Source organism: Pseudidiomarina sp. (assembly GCF_048268165.1).
Classification (GTDB): Bacteria; Pseudomonadota; Gammaproteobacteria; order Enterobacterales; family Alteromonadaceae; genus Pseudidiomarina.
The window spans coordinates 92,192-111,367 of record NZ_JBLWWA010000001.1 but is presented as its reverse complement, the minus strand read 5'-3'; the positions used below and the strand labels follow the sequence as shown (position 1 = coordinate 111,367).

Annotated in this window: 17 protein-coding genes and 3 tRNA genes; 3 read left to right on the top strand and 17 right to left on the bottom strand. The window is 47.7% G+C overall.

What is annotated here, in order from left to right:
• Nucleotide 1 precedes the first annotated feature (1 nt).
• On the bottom strand, nucleotides 2–1,594 hold the full coding sequence (gene gshA, locus ACN0UY_RS00545) for a glutamate--cysteine ligase (protein ID WP_417664881.1): 1,593 nt from the start codon (nucleotides 1,592–1,594) through the stop codon (nucleotides 2–4).
• Nucleotides 1,595–1,761: 167 nt separating this feature from the next.
• On the opposite strand from gshA, the gene ACN0UY_RS00540 reads away from it, so the two are divergent.
• Nucleotides 1,762–3,861: a response regulator gene (locus tag ACN0UY_RS00540; protein WP_417664880.1), complete on the top strand. Its 2,100-nt coding sequence runs from the start codon at nucleotides 1,762–1,764 to the stop codon at nucleotides 3,859–3,861.
• Nucleotides 3,861–4,034: a hypothetical protein gene (locus tag ACN0UY_RS00535; RefSeq protein ID WP_417664879.1), complete on the top strand. Its 174-nt coding sequence runs from the start codon at nucleotides 3,861–3,863 to the stop codon at nucleotides 4,032–4,034. Before ACN0UY_RS00540 ends, ACN0UY_RS00535 begins: the two co-directional genes overlap by 1 nt.
• Nucleotides 4,035–4,075: 41 nt before the next feature.
• On the opposite strand, the gene ACN0UY_RS00530 is transcribed toward ACN0UY_RS00535, so the two are convergent.
• From ACN0UY_RS00530 to ACN0UY_RS00490, 9 genes are all read right to left on the bottom strand, one after another.
• Entirely contained in the window at nucleotides 4,076–5,206 is a 1,131-nt protein-coding gene (locus ACN0UY_RS00530) for a sodium ion-translocating decarboxylase subunit beta (RefSeq protein WP_128352000.1), read from the bottom strand.
• A gap of 6 nt (nucleotides 5,207–5,212) precedes the next feature.
• Entirely contained in the window at nucleotides 5,213–6,997 is a 1,785-nt protein-coding gene (gene oadA / locus ACN0UY_RS00525; RefSeq protein ID WP_417664878.1) for a sodium-extruding oxaloacetate decarboxylase subunit alpha, read from the bottom strand.
• Between the two features lie 30 nt (nucleotides 6,998–7,027).
• On the bottom strand, nucleotides 7,028–7,243 hold the full coding sequence (locus ACN0UY_RS00520) for an OadG family protein (protein WP_417664877.1): 216 nt from the start codon (nucleotides 7,241–7,243) through the stop codon (nucleotides 7,028–7,030).
• 138 nt (nucleotides 7,244–7,381) lie between these two features.
• Nucleotides 7,382–7,458, bottom strand: a tRNA-Arg gene (locus ACN0UY_RS00515).
• Nucleotides 7,459–7,484: 26 nt separating this feature from the next.
• Nucleotides 7,485–7,561: transfer RNA gene (locus tag ACN0UY_RS00510), tRNA-Arg, on the bottom strand.
• A 12-nt stretch (nucleotides 7,562–7,573) separates the two neighbouring features.
• A tRNA-Ser gene (locus tag ACN0UY_RS00505) sits at nucleotides 7,574–7,666 on the bottom strand.
• A gap of 211 nt (nucleotides 7,667–7,877) precedes the next feature.
• The gene (csrA, locus tag ACN0UY_RS00500) at nucleotides 7,878–8,075 is read right to left on the bottom strand and encodes a carbon storage regulator CsrA (protein WP_128352003.1); all 198 of its coding nucleotides are present in this window, start codon (nucleotides 8,073–8,075) and stop codon (nucleotides 7,878–7,880) included.
• 226 nt (nucleotides 8,076–8,301) lie between these two features.
• Entirely contained in the window at nucleotides 8,302–10,902 is a 2,601-nt protein-coding gene (alaS, locus tag ACN0UY_RS00495; protein ID WP_417664876.1) for an alanine--tRNA ligase, read from the bottom strand.
• A 78-nt stretch (nucleotides 10,903–10,980) separates the two neighbouring features.
• Nucleotides 10,981–11,451, bottom strand: coding sequence for a regulatory protein RecX (locus tag ACN0UY_RS00490; RefSeq protein WP_417664875.1), 471 nt, complete (start codon nucleotides 11,449–11,451; stop codon nucleotides 10,981–10,983).
• Nucleotides 11,452–11,485: 34 nt separating this feature from the next.
• Between ACN0UY_RS00490 and ACN0UY_RS00485 the strand changes: the two genes are divergently transcribed.
• Nucleotides 11,486–12,166, top strand: a complete 681-nt coding sequence (locus ACN0UY_RS00485; protein ID WP_417664874.1) for an SIMPL domain-containing protein — start codon at nucleotides 11,486–11,488, stop codon at nucleotides 12,164–12,166.
• Here the strand turns inward: ACN0UY_RS00485 and ACN0UY_RS00480 are convergent.
• From ACN0UY_RS00480 to ACN0UY_RS00450, 7 genes are read right to left on the bottom strand one after another with little or no spacing between them, the layout of a single operon-like run.
• Nucleotides 12,158–13,204: an agmatine deiminase family protein gene (locus ACN0UY_RS00480; protein WP_417664873.1), complete on the bottom strand. Its 1,047-nt coding sequence runs from the start codon at nucleotides 13,202–13,204 to the stop codon at nucleotides 12,158–12,160. The two genes, ACN0UY_RS00485 and ACN0UY_RS00480, sit on opposite strands and share 9 nt — an antisense overlap.
• Nucleotides 13,201–14,253, bottom strand: coding sequence for a 23S rRNA pseudouridine(2605) synthase RluB (rluB, locus tag ACN0UY_RS00475; RefSeq protein ID WP_417664872.1), 1,053 nt, complete (start codon nucleotides 14,251–14,253; stop codon nucleotides 13,201–13,203). The genes ACN0UY_RS00480 and rluB overlap by 4 nt, the downstream gene beginning before the upstream one ends.
• A gap of 5 nt (nucleotides 14,254–14,258) precedes the next feature.
• Nucleotides 14,259–14,840: an SMC-Scp complex subunit ScpB gene (gene scpB / locus ACN0UY_RS00470; RefSeq protein ID WP_417664871.1), complete on the bottom strand. Its 582-nt coding sequence runs from the start codon at nucleotides 14,838–14,840 to the stop codon at nucleotides 14,259–14,261.
• A complete protein-coding gene (locus tag ACN0UY_RS00465; protein WP_417664870.1) occupies nucleotides 14,821–15,654 on the bottom strand; it encodes a segregation and condensation protein A in 834 nt (277 codons plus the stop codon). The genes scpB and ACN0UY_RS00465 overlap by 20 nt, the downstream gene beginning before the upstream one ends.
• Before the next feature lie 5 nt (nucleotides 15,655–15,659).
• Nucleotides 15,660–16,286 carry an L-threonylcarbamoyladenylate synthase gene (locus ACN0UY_RS00460; protein WP_417664869.1) on the bottom strand — a complete coding sequence of 209 codons (627 nt, stop codon included), beginning with the start codon at nucleotides 16,284–16,286 and terminating at the stop codon, nucleotides 15,660–15,662.
• A gap of 34 nt (nucleotides 16,287–16,320) precedes the next feature.
• The gene (locus ACN0UY_RS00455; RefSeq protein WP_417664868.1) at nucleotides 16,321–17,148 is read right to left on the bottom strand and encodes a PHP domain-containing protein; all 828 of its coding nucleotides are present in this window, start codon (nucleotides 17,146–17,148) and stop codon (nucleotides 16,321–16,323) included.
• Between the two features lies 1 nt (nucleotide 17,149).
• On the bottom strand, nucleotides 17,150–19,165 hold the full coding sequence (locus ACN0UY_RS00450) for an FAD-dependent oxidoreductase (protein ID WP_417664867.1): 2,016 nt from the start codon (nucleotides 19,163–19,165) through the stop codon (nucleotides 17,150–17,152).
• Between the last annotated feature and the right edge of the window lie 11 nt (nucleotides 19,166–19,176).

The window sequence follows — 19,176 nt, the reverse complement described above, 5'->3', positions numbered from 1 at the left end:
TTTAACAATCCAGTGATTGGTAAGCCGCACGCCGGAAATACTCCTCTAAAAAGTCATCAAAACTTGAATTCGCGTCGGCCGCTTCAAGCTCCTGTTGCGCAGCCCATGAAGCATCGCGCAAACGGTCAAATTCAGCCTCGGTGAAATAACTTAACGGCTGCTCAAGTTGTTTTTTATAATCCCGCGCCAGTTGCATGCCAAACACGCTGTTATCGATGTTGTGCTCAAGCAAGTGTGCCATTACCCGGCCTGACAACGTCAGTTCAGGATTAAGTACACAACGGTATTGTTCGTTAACTGCCGTGACATAGTCTTGCTCACCGTGAGCAGTGTCCATCACTTTGGCAATTTGCTGTAAGTCAGCAAATATATCTTCTAACCAATCAGATATAGGCCTTTCATAACCATTATCTTGCAGGGTTAAGCGTGGGTTACGCCCATCCATGACAACCCGATTAAAATTGGTATCGGTTATCACCTGCTCATCCCAGCTTAGCTCAGCACTGGGTTTAAGTGCGCAATAGATCAACAGTACATCAAGCAACTGCATTTGTTCAGCAGTAATACCCACAGGGCTAAATGGATTCACATCTAATGCCCTGACTTCAATGTATTCAACCCCACTGCGTTCAAGAGACTGCGTAGGCGTTTCACCTGAGCGGGCTACCCGCTTCGGTCGGATAGTTGAATAAAACTCATTTTCAATTTGTAGAATATTCGTGTTGAGTTGGCGATACTCACCATCAACTTTAACACCAATTTTGCTAAACCGCGCAGATGGGGTTGTGATCGCCCTACGTAGACCGGTCACGTACTCGTCCAGCGTGTTATAGGTTATCTTGAGGTCCGCCTGCTCTTTATTGGTATAGCCTAAATCACTCATTCGCAACGAGGTTCCATAAGGCCTGTATACGGTGCCTTTACCCAATTCGGCGAAGGTCATATTGCCTTCGGTATGTTTCAGAAACGACTTACAAATAGCCGGCGAAGCGCCAAATAAGTACGGAATAAGCCAGCTCACCCGCTTATAGTTTCGAATTAAGTGAAAATAGCGTTCGGAAATAAAGTCTTGGTTGAGTTCACGCTGTTCGCGTTCAGCTAACAATTGCCAAAACGTATCGGGCAGTGAAAAATTGTAATGCACCCCCGCAATAATTTGCATACCGCCGCCATACCGATAGGTAAGCCCTTGCCGATACAAAGTTTTCATTCTACCGGTATGGGATTTGCCATACTGCGCAATCACAATATCTTCGGCCGCGCCGACAAAGCACGGCATACTTAATGGCCATAGTAACTCATCGCCTAATTCGCGATAGGTTACTTTATGGATATCCATCAGCTGCTGCACGGTGACTTTGATATCACTGGCTACGGGCGTGATGAATTCCATTAAAGTTTCGGCATAGTCGGTTGTAATTAACGGATGCTTAAGCGCCGAGCCTAACTTTTCGGGATGCGAAGTGGGCGCAAGCTTTCCCGCTTCTGTAATACGCAAGGTTTCGCGTTCAACCCCGCGGTGAATGTCACGTAAAATATTAACGTGCTCGGAATTGGCGAGTACTGCCAACACATCGGCAAATTGTGACTGCAAAATGGGATCCTGCCTTATATCGTCGAGCCATTGGTTATCGCGAAATATTACTGGTTTATAACCTTTTAGTCCATGTTAGTCGATCAGTGTTTAGCATTGGCTAAACACTACTTGCATGGCATGATAGACAATTAAATGACTATCTCATATTGGTCTTGAGGCAATCCATGCAACTGCGAAAAGGCTTGGCAGAACTATTCTATAGAATATATCGTCGGTTGAACCCAGACGATATCGCCACGGCTAAGTCTATGACTATGGCTGCGCGCGAAAAAGAAATTAAAGCTGCAGCTGCTGCAAATCAAACAAAAAGTGAATTTCTCGCCAATGTAAGTCACGAAATTCGTACGCCAATCAATGCTATTTTAGGGATGACGCAGCTCACCCTAAAAACCAATCTCGACGAACAACAGCGCAGCTACTTAAAGTCTATTGAAAGTTCATCACGAATCTTACTGGGAATTGTCAACGACATGCTCGATTTTGCCAAGATAGAGGCTGGCAAGCTCAGTATAGAGGCGATTCCGTTTGACCTTGAAGAGGTTTTGGCCAACCTTGCTGACATGTTTGCCTATCGTGCATACGACAAAAACTTAGAGTTTATCATTAACTTGCCAACCAACATTCCAACACGACTCATTGGTGACCCGCTGCGGCTTAATCAGGTGTTGGTAAACCTAGTCAGTAACGCCATCAAATTCACTGAAGATGGTGAAATTGTTGTTTCGGTTACATTATTGGATGTCGATGACGCCGATGTATTTCTGCGCCTTTCAGTAACGGATACGGGTATCGGTATGGACGAAGCACAACGAGCTCGTCTATTTGATGCCTTCACGCAGGCCGACACCTCCACCACTCGGAAATTCGGTGGCACCGGCTTGGGTCTCGCCATCAGTCAGCGTATTGTAAAAATCATGAATAAGCACGGCTTAGGCGTCACCAGTAGCGTTGGGCAGGGCTCAACTTTCTTTCTCGAACTGCGGTTACCGATTCAACAGAATCAAGACTTGTCGAACCGTGACGCACTGATCAAGCGCTTACAGAACAAACGCGTTTTGGCCATTGAAGATAACTTAACTACGCGTGAAATGCTGACTGAATTATTACGCAGCTACAATGTTGATATACAAACCTGCCGCACTGCCGAGGAAGGCCTGAAACAGCTTGACCAGCAACCTTTCGATGCCGCAATTGTAGACTGGCAACTACCTGGTATCAGCGGGTTGGAGTTCTGTCAGGAAGTACTCTCGAAGCAGGACACAGCTTCGCCGAAACTGATACTCGCAACCAATTATCACGCTAAAGACATGATTGAGCAGGCGCAGTCGATTGGGGTCGCTGACTATATTGTTAAACCCTATACCAGTTCGGCGTTGGTTCGGGTGCTCTGCTCGGCGCTTTCGATCAGTACTAATAGACAAGCAATGCCAAGTAATAACCGCTTAAAAGAGATTTGCAGTGCACCCGTTTTATTGGTTGAAGACAATGACATCAATCAGATCATCGCACGAGAAATGCTGCAACATGCAGGCATGCAAGTCGATGTAGCGCGCAATGGCGAAGAAGCGCTCGCTATGGTGTTGGCAAAACATTATGCCTTAGTGTTGATGGATATTCAGATGCCGGTCATGGATGGTCTTACCGCAGCCGAAAAAATACGTGGGCATTATTCCTACCAGCAATTGCCTATCATTGCGATGACAGCAAACAGCAGTAGTGACGACATCGAGCGTTCGCACAGTGCAGGTATGCAAGACCATATCAGTAAACCTATTGATGAACAGGTGCTCATTCAAGCGCTCGAGAAGTGGTGTGTGCGCGGCGATTATCAACGTGAGCAAACTTCGGCGGTATCCGTGCACAACAAACCAGCTGTAGCTCGAAACTACCCCAATCATAGTGACATTGATTTCGATAATGCGCTGGATCGTCTTGGGCACAACGTAGCATTATATCAAAGTTTAATAGAACGCTTGTATAGTGACTATCACCATGCGCCGCAGCAAATCGTTGAGTTTCTTTCAAAAGGTCAGCACGACCAAGCAAAGCGTTTCTTCCACTCATTGAAGGGGGCAGCGGCAAACTTGGGGCTACTCAAGTTATCAAATATCGCTGCGCAACTTGAAAAAAGCATGGCGAGCGGCGCAGTGGATGAAGTTGCCGACCATATTACGCGACTTGACCCAATGCTGGAGCAGGCTCGGCAAGCTGTCGCCGATCTGGTTCTCTGGCAACAACGCCAACACACCACAGGGAAGCAATAATGACGAGATTTCTATTTTTAATTCCGCTGATACTAAGCGTTCTCTGGTTTGTATATCTTCGATTAAACGGCTGGAGCATGCGCCAAGGGCTGAAAGGTTTTATCTACATTGCAGCATTCAGCGTGTTTGTTGCAGTGGCTTATACTGTGCTGCTTTGGCTAACCGGACGTTAAGCCCGGTTAACCATTATTACCCACTTATGGCGTGCGCAGAGTTAGCCAACTAAGGCTAATAAAATACCCGCCGCAACGGCACTCCCCAGCACACCAGCCACATTCGGCCCCATCGCATGCATTAATAGGAAATTTTGCGGATTAGCCTCAAGCCCAACTTTGTTCACCACGCGAGCCGCCATAGGTACAGCTGAAACGCCTGCGGCACCAATTAGCGGATTGATTGGTTGCTTGCTGAATTTGGCCATGACTTTTGCCATTAATACGCCCGATGCCGTGCCGATACCGAACGCAACAGCACCCAAACCAAGAATGCCCAAAGTTTGTAGCGATAAAAACTCGCCTGAAGAGAGTTTTGAACCAACCGCCAAACCGAGAAATATCGTCACAATATTGATTAGTTCGTTCTGTGCTGTCTTACTTAAGCGGTCAACAACACCCGCTTCACGCATCAAATTACCAAGACAAAACATACCAACCAATGGTGTTGCTGTTGGTAAAAACAGAAGAGTCAGAAATAGCACTGCCAGCGGAAATAGAATTTTTTCCTTACGCCCCACTGGACGCAATTGCTCCATTTGAATTCCGCGTTCAGCTTTTGTAGTTAACAACTTCATGATTGGCGGTTGAATTATTGGCACTAACGCCATATAAGAATAGGCTGCAACAGCAATAGCTCCGAGTAAGTCAGGGCTTAATTTTGACGCAAGGAATATTGCTGTCGGACCGTCGGCACCACCAATAATCGCGATGGCTGATGCATCCGCCATGCTAAATTCAAACCCTGGTATGGAGTTCAAGGCAATCGCACCGAGCAATGTCGCAAAAATCCCAAATTGGGCGGCCGCACCCAGTAACAATGTTCGAGGATTTGCAAGTAGTGGGCCAAAATCCGTCATGGCGCCTACACCCATAAATATCAGCAGCGGAAAAACACCCGTTTCAATACCAACGTAATAAACGTAATAGAGCAGACCACCCGGATCCGTGAAGCCTGCTTGCGGAATGTTCGCAAGAATAGCGCCGAAGCCAATCGGCAACAATAATAACGGTTCGAACTTTTTATGAATGGCTAAATAGAGCAGTAGCGCTCCAACGAGCATCATTACAGCCTCACCCCAAGTGAACGCAGCAATGGCGGTGCTCTCCCAAAGCAGTATCAAACGGTCCATGTGCAACTACTCCAAGTTCAGCAAAACGTCACCTACATTCACGCTATCACCTTCTTTGGTTTGTAACGCTGCGACAACGCCATCGTGTTCGGCTTTAATATCGGTTTCCATCTTCATGGCTTCAAGAATAATTAGCACGTCTCCGGCCTTGACCGATTGTCCTTGCTTAACCTGAACCTTGAAAACATTGCCTGCTAGCGGCGCCTTGACTTCGTGACCTGATCCAGCTGACGAAGGTTTTGCGGCTGACGCATCAGTTTTTGCTGAAACAATTTGTCCAGACGGCGCCACTTCAACAGTAAATAACTTACCGTCCACTTTGACATCATAGACACCTGAACCACTCGACTCACTTACGCCAGAAGCTGTGTTCGAGGTTGGTTCCGCTTCATTTTCTTGTCCGGTAGGAACGGGCTCAAAGGCATCCGGATTTCCACGGTTTTTCAAAAACTTCAAACCAATTTGCGGGAACAATGCATAGGTTAATACGTCATCGACTTCGCTTTTCGCTAATTCGATACCTTCATCTTTCGCTTTTTGCTTGAGTTCTTTGGTCAGACTATCCAGTTCATTGTCGAGCAAGTCAGCAGGACGCACTGTAATTGGTTCATCACCATCCAATACGCGCTGCTGCAGTTCTTTATTGACCGGCGCTGCGGTTGCACCATATTCACCACGCAATACACCGCGGGTTTCTTTTGAAATAGATTTGTAACGCTCGCCACTGAGCACATTCAACACCGCTTGTGTGCCTACAATTTGCGAGGTTGGGGTAACTAACGGAATAAAGCCAAGATCTTCACGCACGCGCGGAATCTCTTGCAGAACTTCTTCAAACTTATCCAGTGCCCCTTGTTCCTTGAGTTGCCCTTCCATATTGGTCAACATTCCGCCTGGCACCTGTGCAATCAGAATACGTGCGTCAATACCTTTCAGTGAACCTTCAAATTGTGCATATTTTTTACGAACTTCACGAAAATAACTCGCAATTTTCTCTAACTTTTCCAGCTCGAGCCCGGTGTCACGTTCGGTTCCCTCAGTCATTGCCACAATGGTTTCGGTTGCTGAGTGCCCATAGGTCATACTCATTGACGAAATTGCGGTATCGAGCATGTCGATACCAGCATCAATTGCTTTTTGATAGGTGGCAGTGCTTAAACCTGTGGTTGCATGACATTGCATGGCAATCGGTATATCTACGGTTTTCTTTAACGCACTAATCAATTCAAAAGCCGGCTCCGGGCGTAATAAGCCAGCCATGTCTTTTATACACAATGAATCGCACCCTAACGCCTCCAGTTCCTTCGCCATGTCTAACCACTTGTCTAAAGTGTGAACTGGGCTCACCGTGTAAGACATCGTGCCTTGCGCATGGCCGTCGACTTCTTTCGCGGCTTTAATTGCGGTTTTAAGGTTACGGACATCATTCATCGCATCAAAAATACGAAAAACATCAACGCCATTCTCTCTGGCACGTTCCACAAACCGGCGCACCACATCGTCACCATAATGACGATAACCTAATAAATTTTGTCCCCGCAGGAGCATTTGTTGTGGCGTTTTGGGCATCGCTTTTTTTAGTTCTCGAATGCGCTCCCAAGGGTCTTCCCCTAAATAACGAATGCAGGCGTCGAAGGTCGCACCGCCCCATGACTCCATTGACCAGTAGCCCATGCTATCGAGCTGCTCAGCAATCGGAAGCATGTCGTCTAAACGCATCCGTGTTGCTAATAACGATTGATGGGCGTCGCGTAATACGAGTTCAGTGAGTTGCAGTGGCTTCTTTGTCATTCAAGCGCTCCTTACTTATTTTTGAATGGTTTATTTGCGGCGATACTGATGAATTGCAGCGGTTATAGCGGCGAGTTGGGCAGGCGTGGGTTCCTGTGCCGATGAACTGCCACCTACCGCTGGCTCAGGGGCATCGGCGATAAGCCGCAACAATGCCATTGCACCAAGCAATAGAGAAAGAAAAGCGAACACGGTAACCATCCCGGTTACCATAATTGTGAAGGCTTCTGAGAATAGATCTGTCATAAACCGCCTGCTAAGTAGTTGTTTATTTTTAATCCTAAATGAACATAAGGATAACACAACTAATTTAGCTGGAGGGTTTAGCTGAAAAATAGAGGGTATAAATAAAAACGATAGAACTCAAAGGGGTATTTCAAGAAGTGGCGCACTCGGGAGGACTTGAACCTCCAACCGCTCGGTTCGTAGCCGAGTACTCTATCCAATTGAGCTACGAGTGCGTATATCCGGTGTTATTGTCAACAAATGGCGCACTCGGGAGGACTTGAACCTCCAACCGCTCGGTTCGTAGCCGAGTACTCTATCCAATTGAGCTACGAGTGCGTTGTTGACAAATGGCGGTGAGGGAGGGATTCGAACCCTCGATAGAGCTACAAACCCTATACTCCCTTAGCAGGGGAGCGCCTTCAGCCTCTCGGCCACCTCACCGCTTACTTGTGGCGATGAATTCTAGCGACCTTGAAAAATATGTCAAACGATTTTTTGGAAATTGGTGTTTGTTTGTGGGAATTTTAAACATCTCGGACAAAATTCCGGCACAACCGTCCATTTTGAGATAAATAAGCTAAATAGGTAACTTCGCTTAACGCCCGCTTAAATCAAAAAAGCCGACCTCGTCGGGTCAGCTTTTTTTGTAAAATCATTCTTTGTCTTCTGGTTTCTCGCTGTCTTGGTGCTCAGCTTGAATACGCATGTAAATTTCTTCACGGTGAACAGAGACATCTTTTGGTGCATTTACCCCGATACGCACCTGATTCCCTTTTACACCCAATACAGTGACTGTGACCTCATCGCCTATCATCAAGGTCTCACCCACTCTGCGGGTTAAGATCAACATTAGCCTACTCCTTCCCTACTTCTGTGTCCCATGCGGTTCAGTATAGATCATTCCCGCACCATCAGCCTGTTATTTTTCGCCTCAATGAATATATCACAATTGTTATAACAATCACCACTTTATTGCGCACTTATTCACCGAAACCCGAATAAGCACGGACATTCTAACAAGGAACTGCTGTCAGTACACCCGCACATCATCCAAACTAACCGTACCATCGCGCTATCTACCGCAATAATGCTTCCAACTTCGTTTTAGCTGCACTGAGTGCATGGTCCAACTTGGTTGGGTCTGCGCCGCCGGCTTGCGCTAAATCAGGTCGGCCACCACCTTTACCGCCAACTTCTGCCGCTGCTACATTAACAACCTCGCCCGCTTTAACGCGACTGGTGAGATCGTTCGTTACACCGACAATCAAGCTGACTTTATCTTCCGTAGCGAGTCCTAACACAACAACACCAGACTGCAGTTGGTTTTTTAAATCATCAACCATGCTTCGCAAAGCTTTGGCTTCAACACCAGCAACCTCAGCGATTACTACTTTTACACCATGGATATCTAACGCATTACCAATTAAGTCGGAGCCCGCTTGTGCAGCAATTTTCTGACTTAATTCATCTATAGTACGTTCAAGCTGACGACTACGATCAATTTGTTGTTGCACCCGCTCAGCCACGTGCATTGCATCGGTTTTAAGCAGGCTGGCTGCGTGACGGAGTTGTTGTTGCTGTTGCAAGGTAAACTGTACAGCACCCGCGCCAGTAACGGCTTCAATTCTGCGCACGCCTGAAGCAATACCCGCTTCAGAAATTATGCGAAAAGCACCAATGTCGCCAGTCTGTTGCACGTGAGTACCACCACAAAGTTCCATGGAGAAATCACCCATACGCAACACGCGAACCTCATCGTCATATTTCTCACCAAATAAGGCCATTGCACCCGCTTTTTTCGCGTCCTCAATTGGCATTACCGCCGCACTTACTTGAAGATTGTTATAAATTTCTTCATTCACTTGACGCTCTATCGCATCAAGTTGCTCGGCTGTTACGGATTCGAAATGTGAGAAGTCAAAACGCAAACGTTCGGCTGTTACCAGTGAGCCCTTCTGAGTAACATGCTCCCCCAAAAGGTTACGTAATGCAGCATGCAATAAGTGCGTTGCTGAATGGTTTCGCTTAACAGCTTCACGACGGTGAGAATCAACATGAGCGGCCACCTTGTCACCGACTTTAAGTGTCGCAGCTGCTTGCCCATGGTGAGCAATTGCCTTACCGATATATTGGGTGTCTTCAACTACAAATTCACCACCATTCACAATCAATTTGCCGGTATCACCAATTTGTCCGCCACTTTCAGCATAAAATGGCGTGCGGGTTAGCACCACGATGCCTTTACTTTCCGCAGGCAACTCTGAAACAGCTTCACCATTGGCAAATAATTCGACAATTTCACTTTCGCCCGTAACATCGGAGTAACCCAAAAATTCAGACTTCTGGTTCGACTTTAAACGCTCGTTGTAATCAACACCAAAATTCGATGCTTGTTGAGCACGTTGGCGTTGCGCTTCCATCGCTTCATTAAACCCAGTCTCGTCAATGGTTAAACCTTTCTCGCGCGCCATGTCAGCGGTAAGGTCCATCGGAAAACCAAAGGTGTCATACAGCTTAAACACCAACTCACCTGGAAGCACTGTGCCGTCGAGCTCTGTGAGCGCTTCATTCAAAATATTTAGGCCGCGCTCAAGCGTTTTACCAAACTGTTCTTCTTCTCTTTGTAGCGCTTGTTCAATAACTTTCTGTTTATCTTTAAGTTCGGGATAAGCGTCACCCATTTGTTCAACCAAGCTGGCCACAAGCTTATGGAAGAAGGTGCCTCGTGCACCTAGCATGCTGCCATGTCGCACAGCACGGCGGATAATGCGGCGCAATACATAACCGCGGCCCTCATTCGAAGGTTGCACCCCGTCAGCAATTAAGAAGCTGCATGAACGAATATGATCAGCAATGACGCGTAGCGACTTATTATCTAAATCATCGGTTCCAATAATGCTTGCGGCTGATTTGATCAGTGCTTGAAATAGGTCAATTTCATAGTTGCTGTGTACATGTTGCAATACAGCAGCAATCCGCTCTAAACCCATACCGGTATCAACCGAAGGCTTTGGTAATGGTAGCAACGTACCATCGGCCTGGCGGTTGTATTGCATGAATACTAGATTCCAGATTTCAATGTAACGATCACCGTCCTCTTCTGGTGTTCCCGGTGGGCCGCCCCAGATTTCTTCGCCGTGATCATAGAAAATTTCAGAGCATGGCCCACACGGCCCAGTGTCACCCATTGCCCAAAAGTTATCTTTTGCTCCAATACGTGAAATACGGTCGGTCGGCACACCGATTTCTTTAGCCCAAATGTCGTATGCTTCGTCGTCTTCAGTGAACACAGTTACCCACAGTTTTTCTTTCGGTAACTTCAACACGTCTGTCAGATATTCCCAGGCATATTGAATCGCTTCGCGCTTAAAATAATCGCCAAAACTAAAATTACCCAACATTTCAAAAAACGTGTGGTGGCGCGCGGTGTAACCTACATTTTCAAGATCGTTATGCTTCCCGCCTGCTCTCAAGCAGCGCTGAGATGACGTCGCACGGCTGTAATCACGTTGTTCATCACCTAAAAACACATCTTTAAACGGCACCATACCTGCGTTGGTAAACAGCAAGGTTGGATCATTGCCAGGGATTAAAGATGCTGATGGAACCCGTTGATGGCCCTTCTCAGCGAAGAACGCGAGAAACGCTTCACGAATTTCCGCACTGGTCATTTGCATGGACTACTTCCTACGACGTTTGGGGTTAGTTTATGACTAAAGATAGGGCAAAATGCTACCATGAAAGAATCACGACGACTAGTCTGCAAAGGCTTTAGCTTGGCGTTCAAGCGCATGATTTATCACATCGAAACTAAACCCACGTTGTAATAAATGACGCATGATTTTATCGCGTTGCTTCCTATCAACTGCTGGCATTTCGCCAAACTTTCTAATCAACCGTTGATAACAGGCCTCATTCCAGTCAGGTTGTTCGTGCTTTAAAACCAGCTCAATTAGCTCTGCGGGGATACCTTTTTGGGGAGCTTGAGCAGATATTTTCCTTAGCCCGTCACCGCGTGCTATACACGTTCGAACCCACACATGGGCAAAGCGTTCATCCGACTGCCAACCATGTTCTTGTGCCTTTTTAAGAACCAAGTCTATGGTACGGTGGTCAAAGCCTCGTTGCTGTAGTTTTTGGTGCAATTCGTGAGCACTGTGTTCTCGACGCGCAAGGAGGCGTACCACAACCTCCTCCGCTTGCTGTATAGTGTTTTCTTGTTCCATTTGCACCTACTTACATTCACCCCATGGAGGTGTTATGACTGTTCGTAAAATGTCAATTCTGCTAATCGGTTGCTTAACTTTAGCTGCTTGCCAACCAATAACTCAAGAACCTCGCACGCTGACGGTTTCGAGTCATGCCGAACTTGAGGTTGAACCCGACCAAGTAAGCATTAATTTAAGTATCAATCGCGAGGGGCAGGACCTAACCTTACTCAAGCAACAAATTGATACCGTCACAGCTGCGATCATAACATTTTTGCGCGAGCAGCAAATTGATGATCGGGACATCAGGTCCTATCAAATTAATGCTTCGCCGCGTTACGACTATAAAGATGGTGAACGACTTCAACGCGGCTATACCGCGACCCGTCAGGTCAGTGTGCTGCTTCGCCAAGTGTCAAACTACGATGCGATAATCAATCAGGCGCTTGAGGTTGGTGCAACGCATATTCTTAACTCTGAATTTTTGGTAAGCGAAACCGAAGCCCTGTACCAACAAGTGCTCGAACAAGCCGTTGTCAATGCACGGGAAAAAGCCGACAAAATGGCACGTGCTGCCAACAGCGCCGTGGTTGAAGTGCTACAAATTCAGGAAAGTAGTCAAACACCGGTGCGTTATGAAGCGACGATGCGTATGCAACAAGCGGCGGATGTGAGTTTGCCAGGTACCAATAAAATACGAGCTCAGGTGCAGGTGACCTATCAACTAGAGTAAGTTGTTGGCCGCAGCTGGTAGCGGCAACGTCATACAGTGCAGTGCGCCGCCCGCCTTCATAAATTCGTCGGCGGGTGCGGCAATTATATGCAGCTTTGGTGCCGCAGTTTGCAAGGTTCGAACTGCCTCGTAATCGCTATCCAAACCGAATTGAGGCACCACAACGCAATTCCCAACACGCACAAAATTTACGTAGCTTGCCAGCATCGGCGCCTTTCCACGCTCAAAAACACCGTGCACACGCCGCACAGAAGTAAATTCATTAATATCTGGAACAATTGGCTCTGGCTGCGGCAACACCACCACGTTATATGGGCGCCCTTGTATGTCCCGCCACGCACTTACTTGCTCAAGCTGTCGCTGATATGCGTTGAACAGCTCCCCCGGCACACTGGGCATACTCACAACAAGCGTCTCTTCATTAAGAAATTGAACCTGGTTGTCCGTATGCCCGCCCGTTTCATCCGCTGGGTTCGCGAAATCAAGCCAATAAATTTGCTTAAGCCCTAATGGCTGGCTTATCTGCTGAAGCTGTTCGATGCGAGATAGGCGGCTATTGTTTCGAGCTACACTTACCCCATGCACAATCGCAGTGCCTTGGCCGTCCGTTGCGACAGCTCCACCTTCAAAGACAAAGTTATGGGTTTCACATGGCACCTGCAGTCGATCTGCCAATGCTGCAGCAAACGCTTGGTCATCCTCACAATTTGGATAAAGCCCATGCCACGCCGAAAAGGCAAAACTATGCGCCGTAACCTGATCACGCTTTGTTTGGCACCATAGCGGCCCGATATCGCGAGGCCACGCATCGTTGTACGACAAAGAAAGTGTTTTTACTGAATCAGGAAGTTGTTTGCGCACCGATGTGAACTGATCTGGATGCACGCCTATAAGCATAGGATAGTGCGGTGAAAGCATTTCCCAGAATTCGATGAGCTGACGTTGAGCAGGTTTTCCCTGCTCACGCCAAACATCATCTCTAAACGGCCATAAACTAAGCAGCGGCCCGGCTAAGCGCCAGTCAGCGATTAGGCTCATGTGCGCGTGCGTTTGCGCCCAGTTGCTTTGCGTTCTTTCGGCTTACGTGTCGTCGGTTTACGTTCACTCGGCTTACGTTGGTCTGTAGCCCGCGAACCCGGCCGCTCACGGTCACCTGGTTTACGCGACTTCGAGCGCGACTGGTCATTTGTCTTACGTGGATCGGGCTTTCCGGTTGCAGCCTGCTCTTGCTCTACAGCTGGCGTATTATGGCCACGTTGCTGCAGTTTTTGCGCGTTCACACGACGAGCACGTGAATAACGTTTTTGTCGTGACTCTCCTTGGCGTGGATCAACGAACGTTCGCGTTTCCGCCGGCAAGCCAACAAGCTCGCGCAGGTAATTGATTTCTTTAATCGGCAGTTCACCCCAACCACTTTGCGGCAGACCTTGCTCAAGCTTGATATTTCCGTAACGAACACGAATCAAACGGCTAACCTGAACCCCTTGGGATTCCCACAAGCGACGAACTTCTCGATTGCGCCCCTCAGTTAACATGACGCGAAACCATTGGTTCATGCCTTCGCCACCGCCACGTTTAATTTCTTTAAATGATGCTGGACCATCTTCGAGCTGCACACCCTGCTTCAGTTTGCGCATCATCTCGTCCGTCACTTCACCAAATATGCGGACCGAGTATTCACGCTCAATTTCATGACCGGGATGCATTAAGCGGTTTGCAAGTTCGCCGTCGGTGGTGAACAACAGCAAACCTGATGTGTTCACATCAAGTCGGCCAACAGCAACCCATCGTGAGCCTTGCATGCGTGGTAAGCGATCGTAAACAGTCGGTCGCCCTTCCGGATCTTTACGCGTGCAAAGTTCACCTTCCGGTTTGTGGTACATCAGTACTCGGCACACCACATCTTCGGGCTGTTTAATACTGGCTTCGCGGCCGTCAATTCGAACCACCGCATTGCTGTCAATTCGTTCACCTAAACTGGCAACTTGACCATTCACGCTCACGCGACCAGCCGCAATCATTGTCTCAAGTTCGCGGCGAGAGCCATGACCTGACCGGGCTAGTACTTTTTGTAACTTTTCACTCATGGGTATTACTCTGTATTTGTCGCTGTCTCAGCGGTTGTTTGAACGGCCGCCCCTTTCAGTGAAACCTTTTCAGGCGCCTCAGGAATAGCCGGTAATTCAGATAAATCTTGTAAACTAAAATAATCCAAAAACTCATTTGTTGTCGCGTAAAGCTGCGGGCGCCCGGGTACTTCACGGTGCCCAACCACTTTTATCCAACCACGTTCTTGCAACGTCTTCATAATGTTCGAGCTTACGCTTACACCACGAATTTCTTCAATATCACCCCGTGTTATCGGCTGGCGATAGGCAATTAATGCAAGGGTTTCAAGTAACGCCTGCGAATAACGTGGCGGCTTTTCTTGCCACAAGCGGCTTATTATACCACCCAATTCCGCGCGCGTCTGAAATCGATAGCCTGAGGCTACTAAGGTTAATTGAACACCACGCTCTTGGTAATCACTTTGTAACTCGCTCAGAACTTCTTTGAGTTGCTTACGGCTAATGCTTTCCTCGCTAAAATGCTCAAATAACTGCGTTTCAGTTAATGGCTGCTCAGCAACAAAGAGGAGTGCTTCAATCGCTTGTTTAAGTTGTGGAGTCTGCATAAATTTGCTCACGGTTCGTGACATGAATCTCACTAAAAGCGTCAACTTGAACCACTTCAATCAACGCTTCTTTCACCAGTTCTAAAATAGCCAAAAAGCTAACAACAACACCCGCTTTACCCTCACTGGGTTCAAAAATATCCGCGAATCGCAATCGCTGGCTGGTTTGCAATAAATCCAAGATGCGGCTCATGCGCTCACGTGTGGATAATTTCTCCCGTTGCACTTGATGGTGGTTTTGTAATTTTGCGTGCGCTAACGCCTGGCTAAATGCTAGCGCTAACTCCGCTAAAGCGACGTCAGGTAAGTGTTGTTCAATAAGTTCTTGCGCGTCGGTCATGGCTTGCGCAACGAAATTATCCCGTCCTGTTTGCGGCATCGCATCAAAATGTTGGGCACCCTGTCTGATTGATTCATATTCTTGCAACCGTCGCACCAACTCTGCGCGTGGGTCGTGCTCTTCGTCATCTTCAGCAGGCGGGCGTGGTAATAACATACGACTTTTTATTTCGGCTAACATTGCCGCCATAACCAGATAATCGGCCGCCAACTCAAGTTTGAGATCTTTCATCATCTCAACGTATTCCATGTACTGGCGTGTAATCGGTAAAATCGGCAAATCAACAATGTCGAGTTTTTGTCGACGAATCAGGTACAGCAGCAGATCCATCGGCCCCGAAAAGCTTTCTAAGATAAGTTCAAGTGCATCAGGCGGAATATAAAGGTCTTCAGGTTTATCAATGACCGGTTCACCACGAACAAAGCCAAGTGGCAGTGATTGTTGTTGTGGGGTATTTGCGTCAGCCGAGCTCATGTAGGTTACTGATCCACAAAAGGTGAAACGTCCCCAGCCCCTTGCCGTGCTACTTTTACAACATCATCCGCGAGGTCAATGATGGTGGTTTGCTCTTCAGCACGGTGCTCGCCATCGATGATTAAATCGACTTGGCGCTCTAATCTTTCGCGAATTTCATTCGGGTCTGATTCTGCGAATTCATTGTCATCCAGAATCAAGCTGGTTGACATTAATGGCTCTCCCAAAGCTTCGAGTAAGGCCATTACAATTGGATCATCAGACACACGAATACCAATTGTTTTGCGCTTAGGATTCAGCAAGCGACGTGGTACCTCTTTAGTACCTTTTAGAATAAATGTATATGCACCAGGCGTGTTGTTTTTTAATAAGCGAAAAGCTGGATTGTCGACTCGCGCATAGATAGATAATTCAGAGAGATCGCGACACATCAGCGTAAAGTTATGATCTTTATCGATATTTCGAATACGACAAATGCGTTCCATGGCATTTTTGTCACCAATACGACAGCCAATTGCATAACCAGAATCTGTTGGATATACGGCAACACCGCCCTTTAGAATAATCTCGGCTGCTTGTTGAATTAAGCGCTTTTGCGGATTTTCTGAATGTATACTGAAATATTGGCTCATAAAGCTATGTAAAGTCCCGTGTTACCTAGTCTTATTATGACCATTTCGACCATATTGGCACACAGCGCTCAGGTAGACAAAGGTTTTTACCCAATTCACGCCAGCGGGCTGGGTAATGAAAATCCGAGCCTACAGAGGCAAGCAAGCCGATTTCTTCAGCAAAGGTCGCCAATGCTTCGCGTTGGCCAGGTGCTTGTGTACCAATTGCAACTTCAACACCATCTACGTCCGCTGCTTTTGCCTCATGCAGTAATCGTCGCAGCCACTTGTTGCTCAACTGATAGGCATGCGGGTGCGCAATAACGCTAACGCCACCAGCAGCTTTTACGCTGGCAGCAGCATCAGCTAACGAAACCCACTCGGTCGCAATGTAAGCCTGCTGCCCTTTACCGAGATAACGCCGAAATGCTGTCTCGAATGAATTCACCCAGCCACCTTCTACTAACGCATCGGCTAGATGTTTTCGGGTTGGCATTGTCATCGCTTGCGCCAACGGCGGCTGCACATCAATACCCGCATTGTGAAGCTTCGCAACCATTGCTTGATAACGCTCTCGGCGACGCTGCTGTTGCACACTTAATAACTCAACAATACTTGGCGCCTGCTCATCAAAATTGAGTGCAACCAAATGCACCTCAAACTGCTGCCAGCGGCAAGTTATTTCGGTGCCAGAAATGAGCGTTAACGGGATGTTTTGCGCGCTTATCGCGTCTCGTGCCTCAGTTAATCCGGCAATTGAATCGTGATCAGTTAATGCCAAATGGCTGACGCCGAATTCATGGGCGCGGCTCACCAAGTCCGCTGGGCTTAGTGCGCCGTCGGAATAGTAGCTGTGACAATGTAAATCGTATTGCTGTGTCATATCAAATGGCTGCTGCAAGTTCTGCGCCCTGACGAATCGCGCGTTTGGCATCAAGCTCGGCTGCTACATCAGCACCACCTATCAAGTGAACAGATACGCCCTGCTGCTCAAGATCATGGAACAACTCACGTTGTGGTACCTGCCCAGCGCAGACCACAATAGTGTCTACTTCGAGCAACTGTTCCTTGCCGTCAATCTCTATCCAGAGTCCATGTTCAGTAACGCGTTTGTAGCTCACCCCGGCTATCATTTCTACGCCTTTTTTCTTCAAGGTGGCGCGGTGCACCCACCCTGAAGTTTTACCCAACCCAGCGCCTACCTTTGAAGTTTTGCGTTGCAATAACCAAACTTCCCGCGGGCTATGCTCCTCGGCTTGTGGTTTCAAACCACCGCGCGCTTCGTAACTTTCATCAACCCCCCAAATCTCAGACCATTCCTGAACATTTGATGTAGGCGAGTGTTCTGTGGTGATGTATTCAGCCACATCAAACCCGATACCTCCGGCACCGATAAGTGCAACTTTCTTACCCACCGGCTTATGATCACGCAACACATCCAAATAGCCCAACACGTTGTCAGATTCTATCCCCGGAATGTCGAGTTGCCGCGGCACCACACCTGTTGCTAGAACCACCTCATCAAACCCTCCGGCAACTAAGTTCGCTGCGCTCTGACGGGTGTTAAGGTGAACCGTCACACCGCAATCCACAAGGCGGTTTTTAAAGTAACGAATGGTTTCATGAAACTCTTCTTTGCCTGGAATTTGCTTGGCGTAGTTAAACTGGCCGCCAATAGCTGCGGCTGCATCGAATAAATGCACTTCATGGCCGCGCTCTGCGGCACGGCACGCAAACTCGAGCCCTGCTGGCCCAGCACCAACCACAGCAATCTTTTTCGGCTGCTGGGCCGGAGTAAACACTAACTCGCTTTCATAACATGCCTGTGGATTAACCAAACAGCTGGCACGTTTGTTTTCAAACACATGGTCGAGACACGCCTGATTACAAGCAATACAGGTATTGATTCTATCCGCTTGGTCGCGCTCAGCTTTATTAACGAAGTTGGCATCCGCCAGCAACGGCCGAGCCATCGAAACCATATCGGCTTCTTCATCGGCGAGTATTTTTTCGGCAACTTCTGGCGTATTAATTCGGTTCACCGCTACCACTGGAATCGACAGTTCTTTGCGTACTTTGGCCGTAATCCAACTAAATGCAGCGCGTGGCACTGAAGTGACGATGGTCGGTACACGTGCTTCGTGCCAACCAATACCGCTATTTATAATAGTCACACCAGCCTTTTCAACTGCTTTACCTAGCGCGATCACTTCATCATAGGTGTTGCCTTCTGGCACCAAATCGAGCATCGACAACCGGTAAACAATAATGAATTTTTCACCAACCGCGGCACGAATCGCCTTGATAATTTCTAGTGCTAAGCGGCTGCGATTTTCAAACGAACCACCCCATCTATCAGTGCGTTTGTTGGTTCTTGGGCAAATAAACTGATTGATTAAATAGCCCTCAGAGCCCATGACTTCAACACCATCGTAGCCGGCTTTTTGAGCTAATTTTGCGGCACGTGCGAAATGGCGAATGGTCGTAAGAATTTGGCGTTCGCTCATTGCTTTTGGTTTAAAAGGGTTAATTGGCGCTTTGATTTTACTTGGTGCGACAGAAAACGGGTGGTATGCGTACCGCCCCGTATGCAGAATTTGCATACATATTTTGCCGCCATTTGCGTGCACCGCCTCAGTTACTTTACGATGCTTCGCAACATGCCAAGGTCTGCTGAGTTCACTACCGAAGGGGCTGACGCGTCCGCGAAAATTCGGGCTAATGCCACCCGTCACGATAAGTCCAACGCCACCTTTGGCGCGCTCGGCGTAAAAAGCCGCCAACTTATCGAAACCGTTTTTTTCTTCTTCTAAACCAGTGTGCATTGAACCCATAAGCACACGGTTCTTGAGTTGGGTAAAACCTAAATCAAGTGGCTGAAATAAATGGGGGTATTTCATTGGCACAGTGA

Excerpts from the sequence above, each read along its gene's own strand:
- alaS (WP_417664876.1), bottom strand. The coding sequence starts at position 10,902 with ATGCAAATGACCAGTGCGGAAATTCGTGAAGCGTTTCTCGCGTTCTTC.
- ACN0UY_RS00460 (WP_417664869.1), bottom strand. The coding sequence starts at position 16,286 with ATGAGCCAATATTTCAGTATACATTCAGAAAATCCGCAAAAGCGCTTA.
- oadA (WP_417664878.1), bottom strand. The coding sequence starts at position 6,997 with ATGACAAAGAAGCCACTGCAACTCACTGAACTCGTATTACGCGACGCC.
- ACN0UY_RS00530 (WP_128352000.1), bottom strand. The coding sequence starts at position 5,206 with ATGGACCGTTTGATACTGCTTTGGGAGAGCACCGCCATTGCTGCGTTC.
- csrA (WP_128352003.1), bottom strand. The coding sequence starts at position 8,075 with ATGTTGATCTTAACCCGCAGAGTGGGTGAGACCTTGATGATAGGCGAT.
- ACN0UY_RS00455 (WP_417664868.1), bottom strand. The coding sequence starts at position 17,148 with ATGACACAGCAATACGATTTACATTGTCACAGCTACTATTCCGACGGC.
- ACN0UY_RS00520 (WP_417664877.1), bottom strand. The coding sequence starts at position 7,243 with ATGACAGATCTATTCTCAGAAGCCTTCACAATTATGGTAACCGGGATG.
- ACN0UY_RS00490 (WP_417664875.1), bottom strand. The coding sequence starts at position 11,451 with ATGGAACAAGAAAACACTATACAGCAAGCGGAGGAGGTTGTGGTACGC.
- scpB (WP_417664871.1), bottom strand. The coding sequence starts at position 14,840 with ATGCAGACTCCACAACTTAAACAAGCGATTGAAGCACTCCTCTTTGTT.
- ACN0UY_RS00465 (WP_417664870.1), bottom strand. The coding sequence starts at position 15,654 with ATGAGCTCGGCTGACGCAAATACCCCACAACAACAATCACTGCCACTT.
- ACN0UY_RS00480 (WP_417664873.1), bottom strand. The coding sequence starts at position 13,204 with ATGAGCCTAATCGCTGACTGGCGCTTAGCCGGGCCGCTGCTTAGTTTA.
- ACN0UY_RS00450 (WP_417664867.1), bottom strand. The coding sequence starts at position 19,165 with ATGAAATACCCCCATTTATTTCAGCCACTTGATTTAGGTTTTACCCAA.
- ACN0UY_RS00535 (WP_417664879.1), top strand. The coding sequence starts at position 3,861 with ATGACGAGATTTCTATTTTTAATTCCGCTGATACTAAGCGTTCTCTGG.
- ACN0UY_RS00485 (WP_417664874.1), top strand. The coding sequence starts at position 11,486 with ATGACTGTTCGTAAAATGTCAATTCTGCTAATCGGTTGCTTAACTTTA.
- ACN0UY_RS00540 (WP_417664880.1), top strand. The coding sequence starts at position 1,762 with ATGCAACTGCGAAAAGGCTTGGCAGAACTATTCTATAGAATATATCGT.
- rluB (WP_417664872.1), bottom strand. The coding sequence starts at position 14,253 with ATGAGTGAAAAGTTACAAAAAGTACTAGCCCGGTCAGGTCATGGCTCT.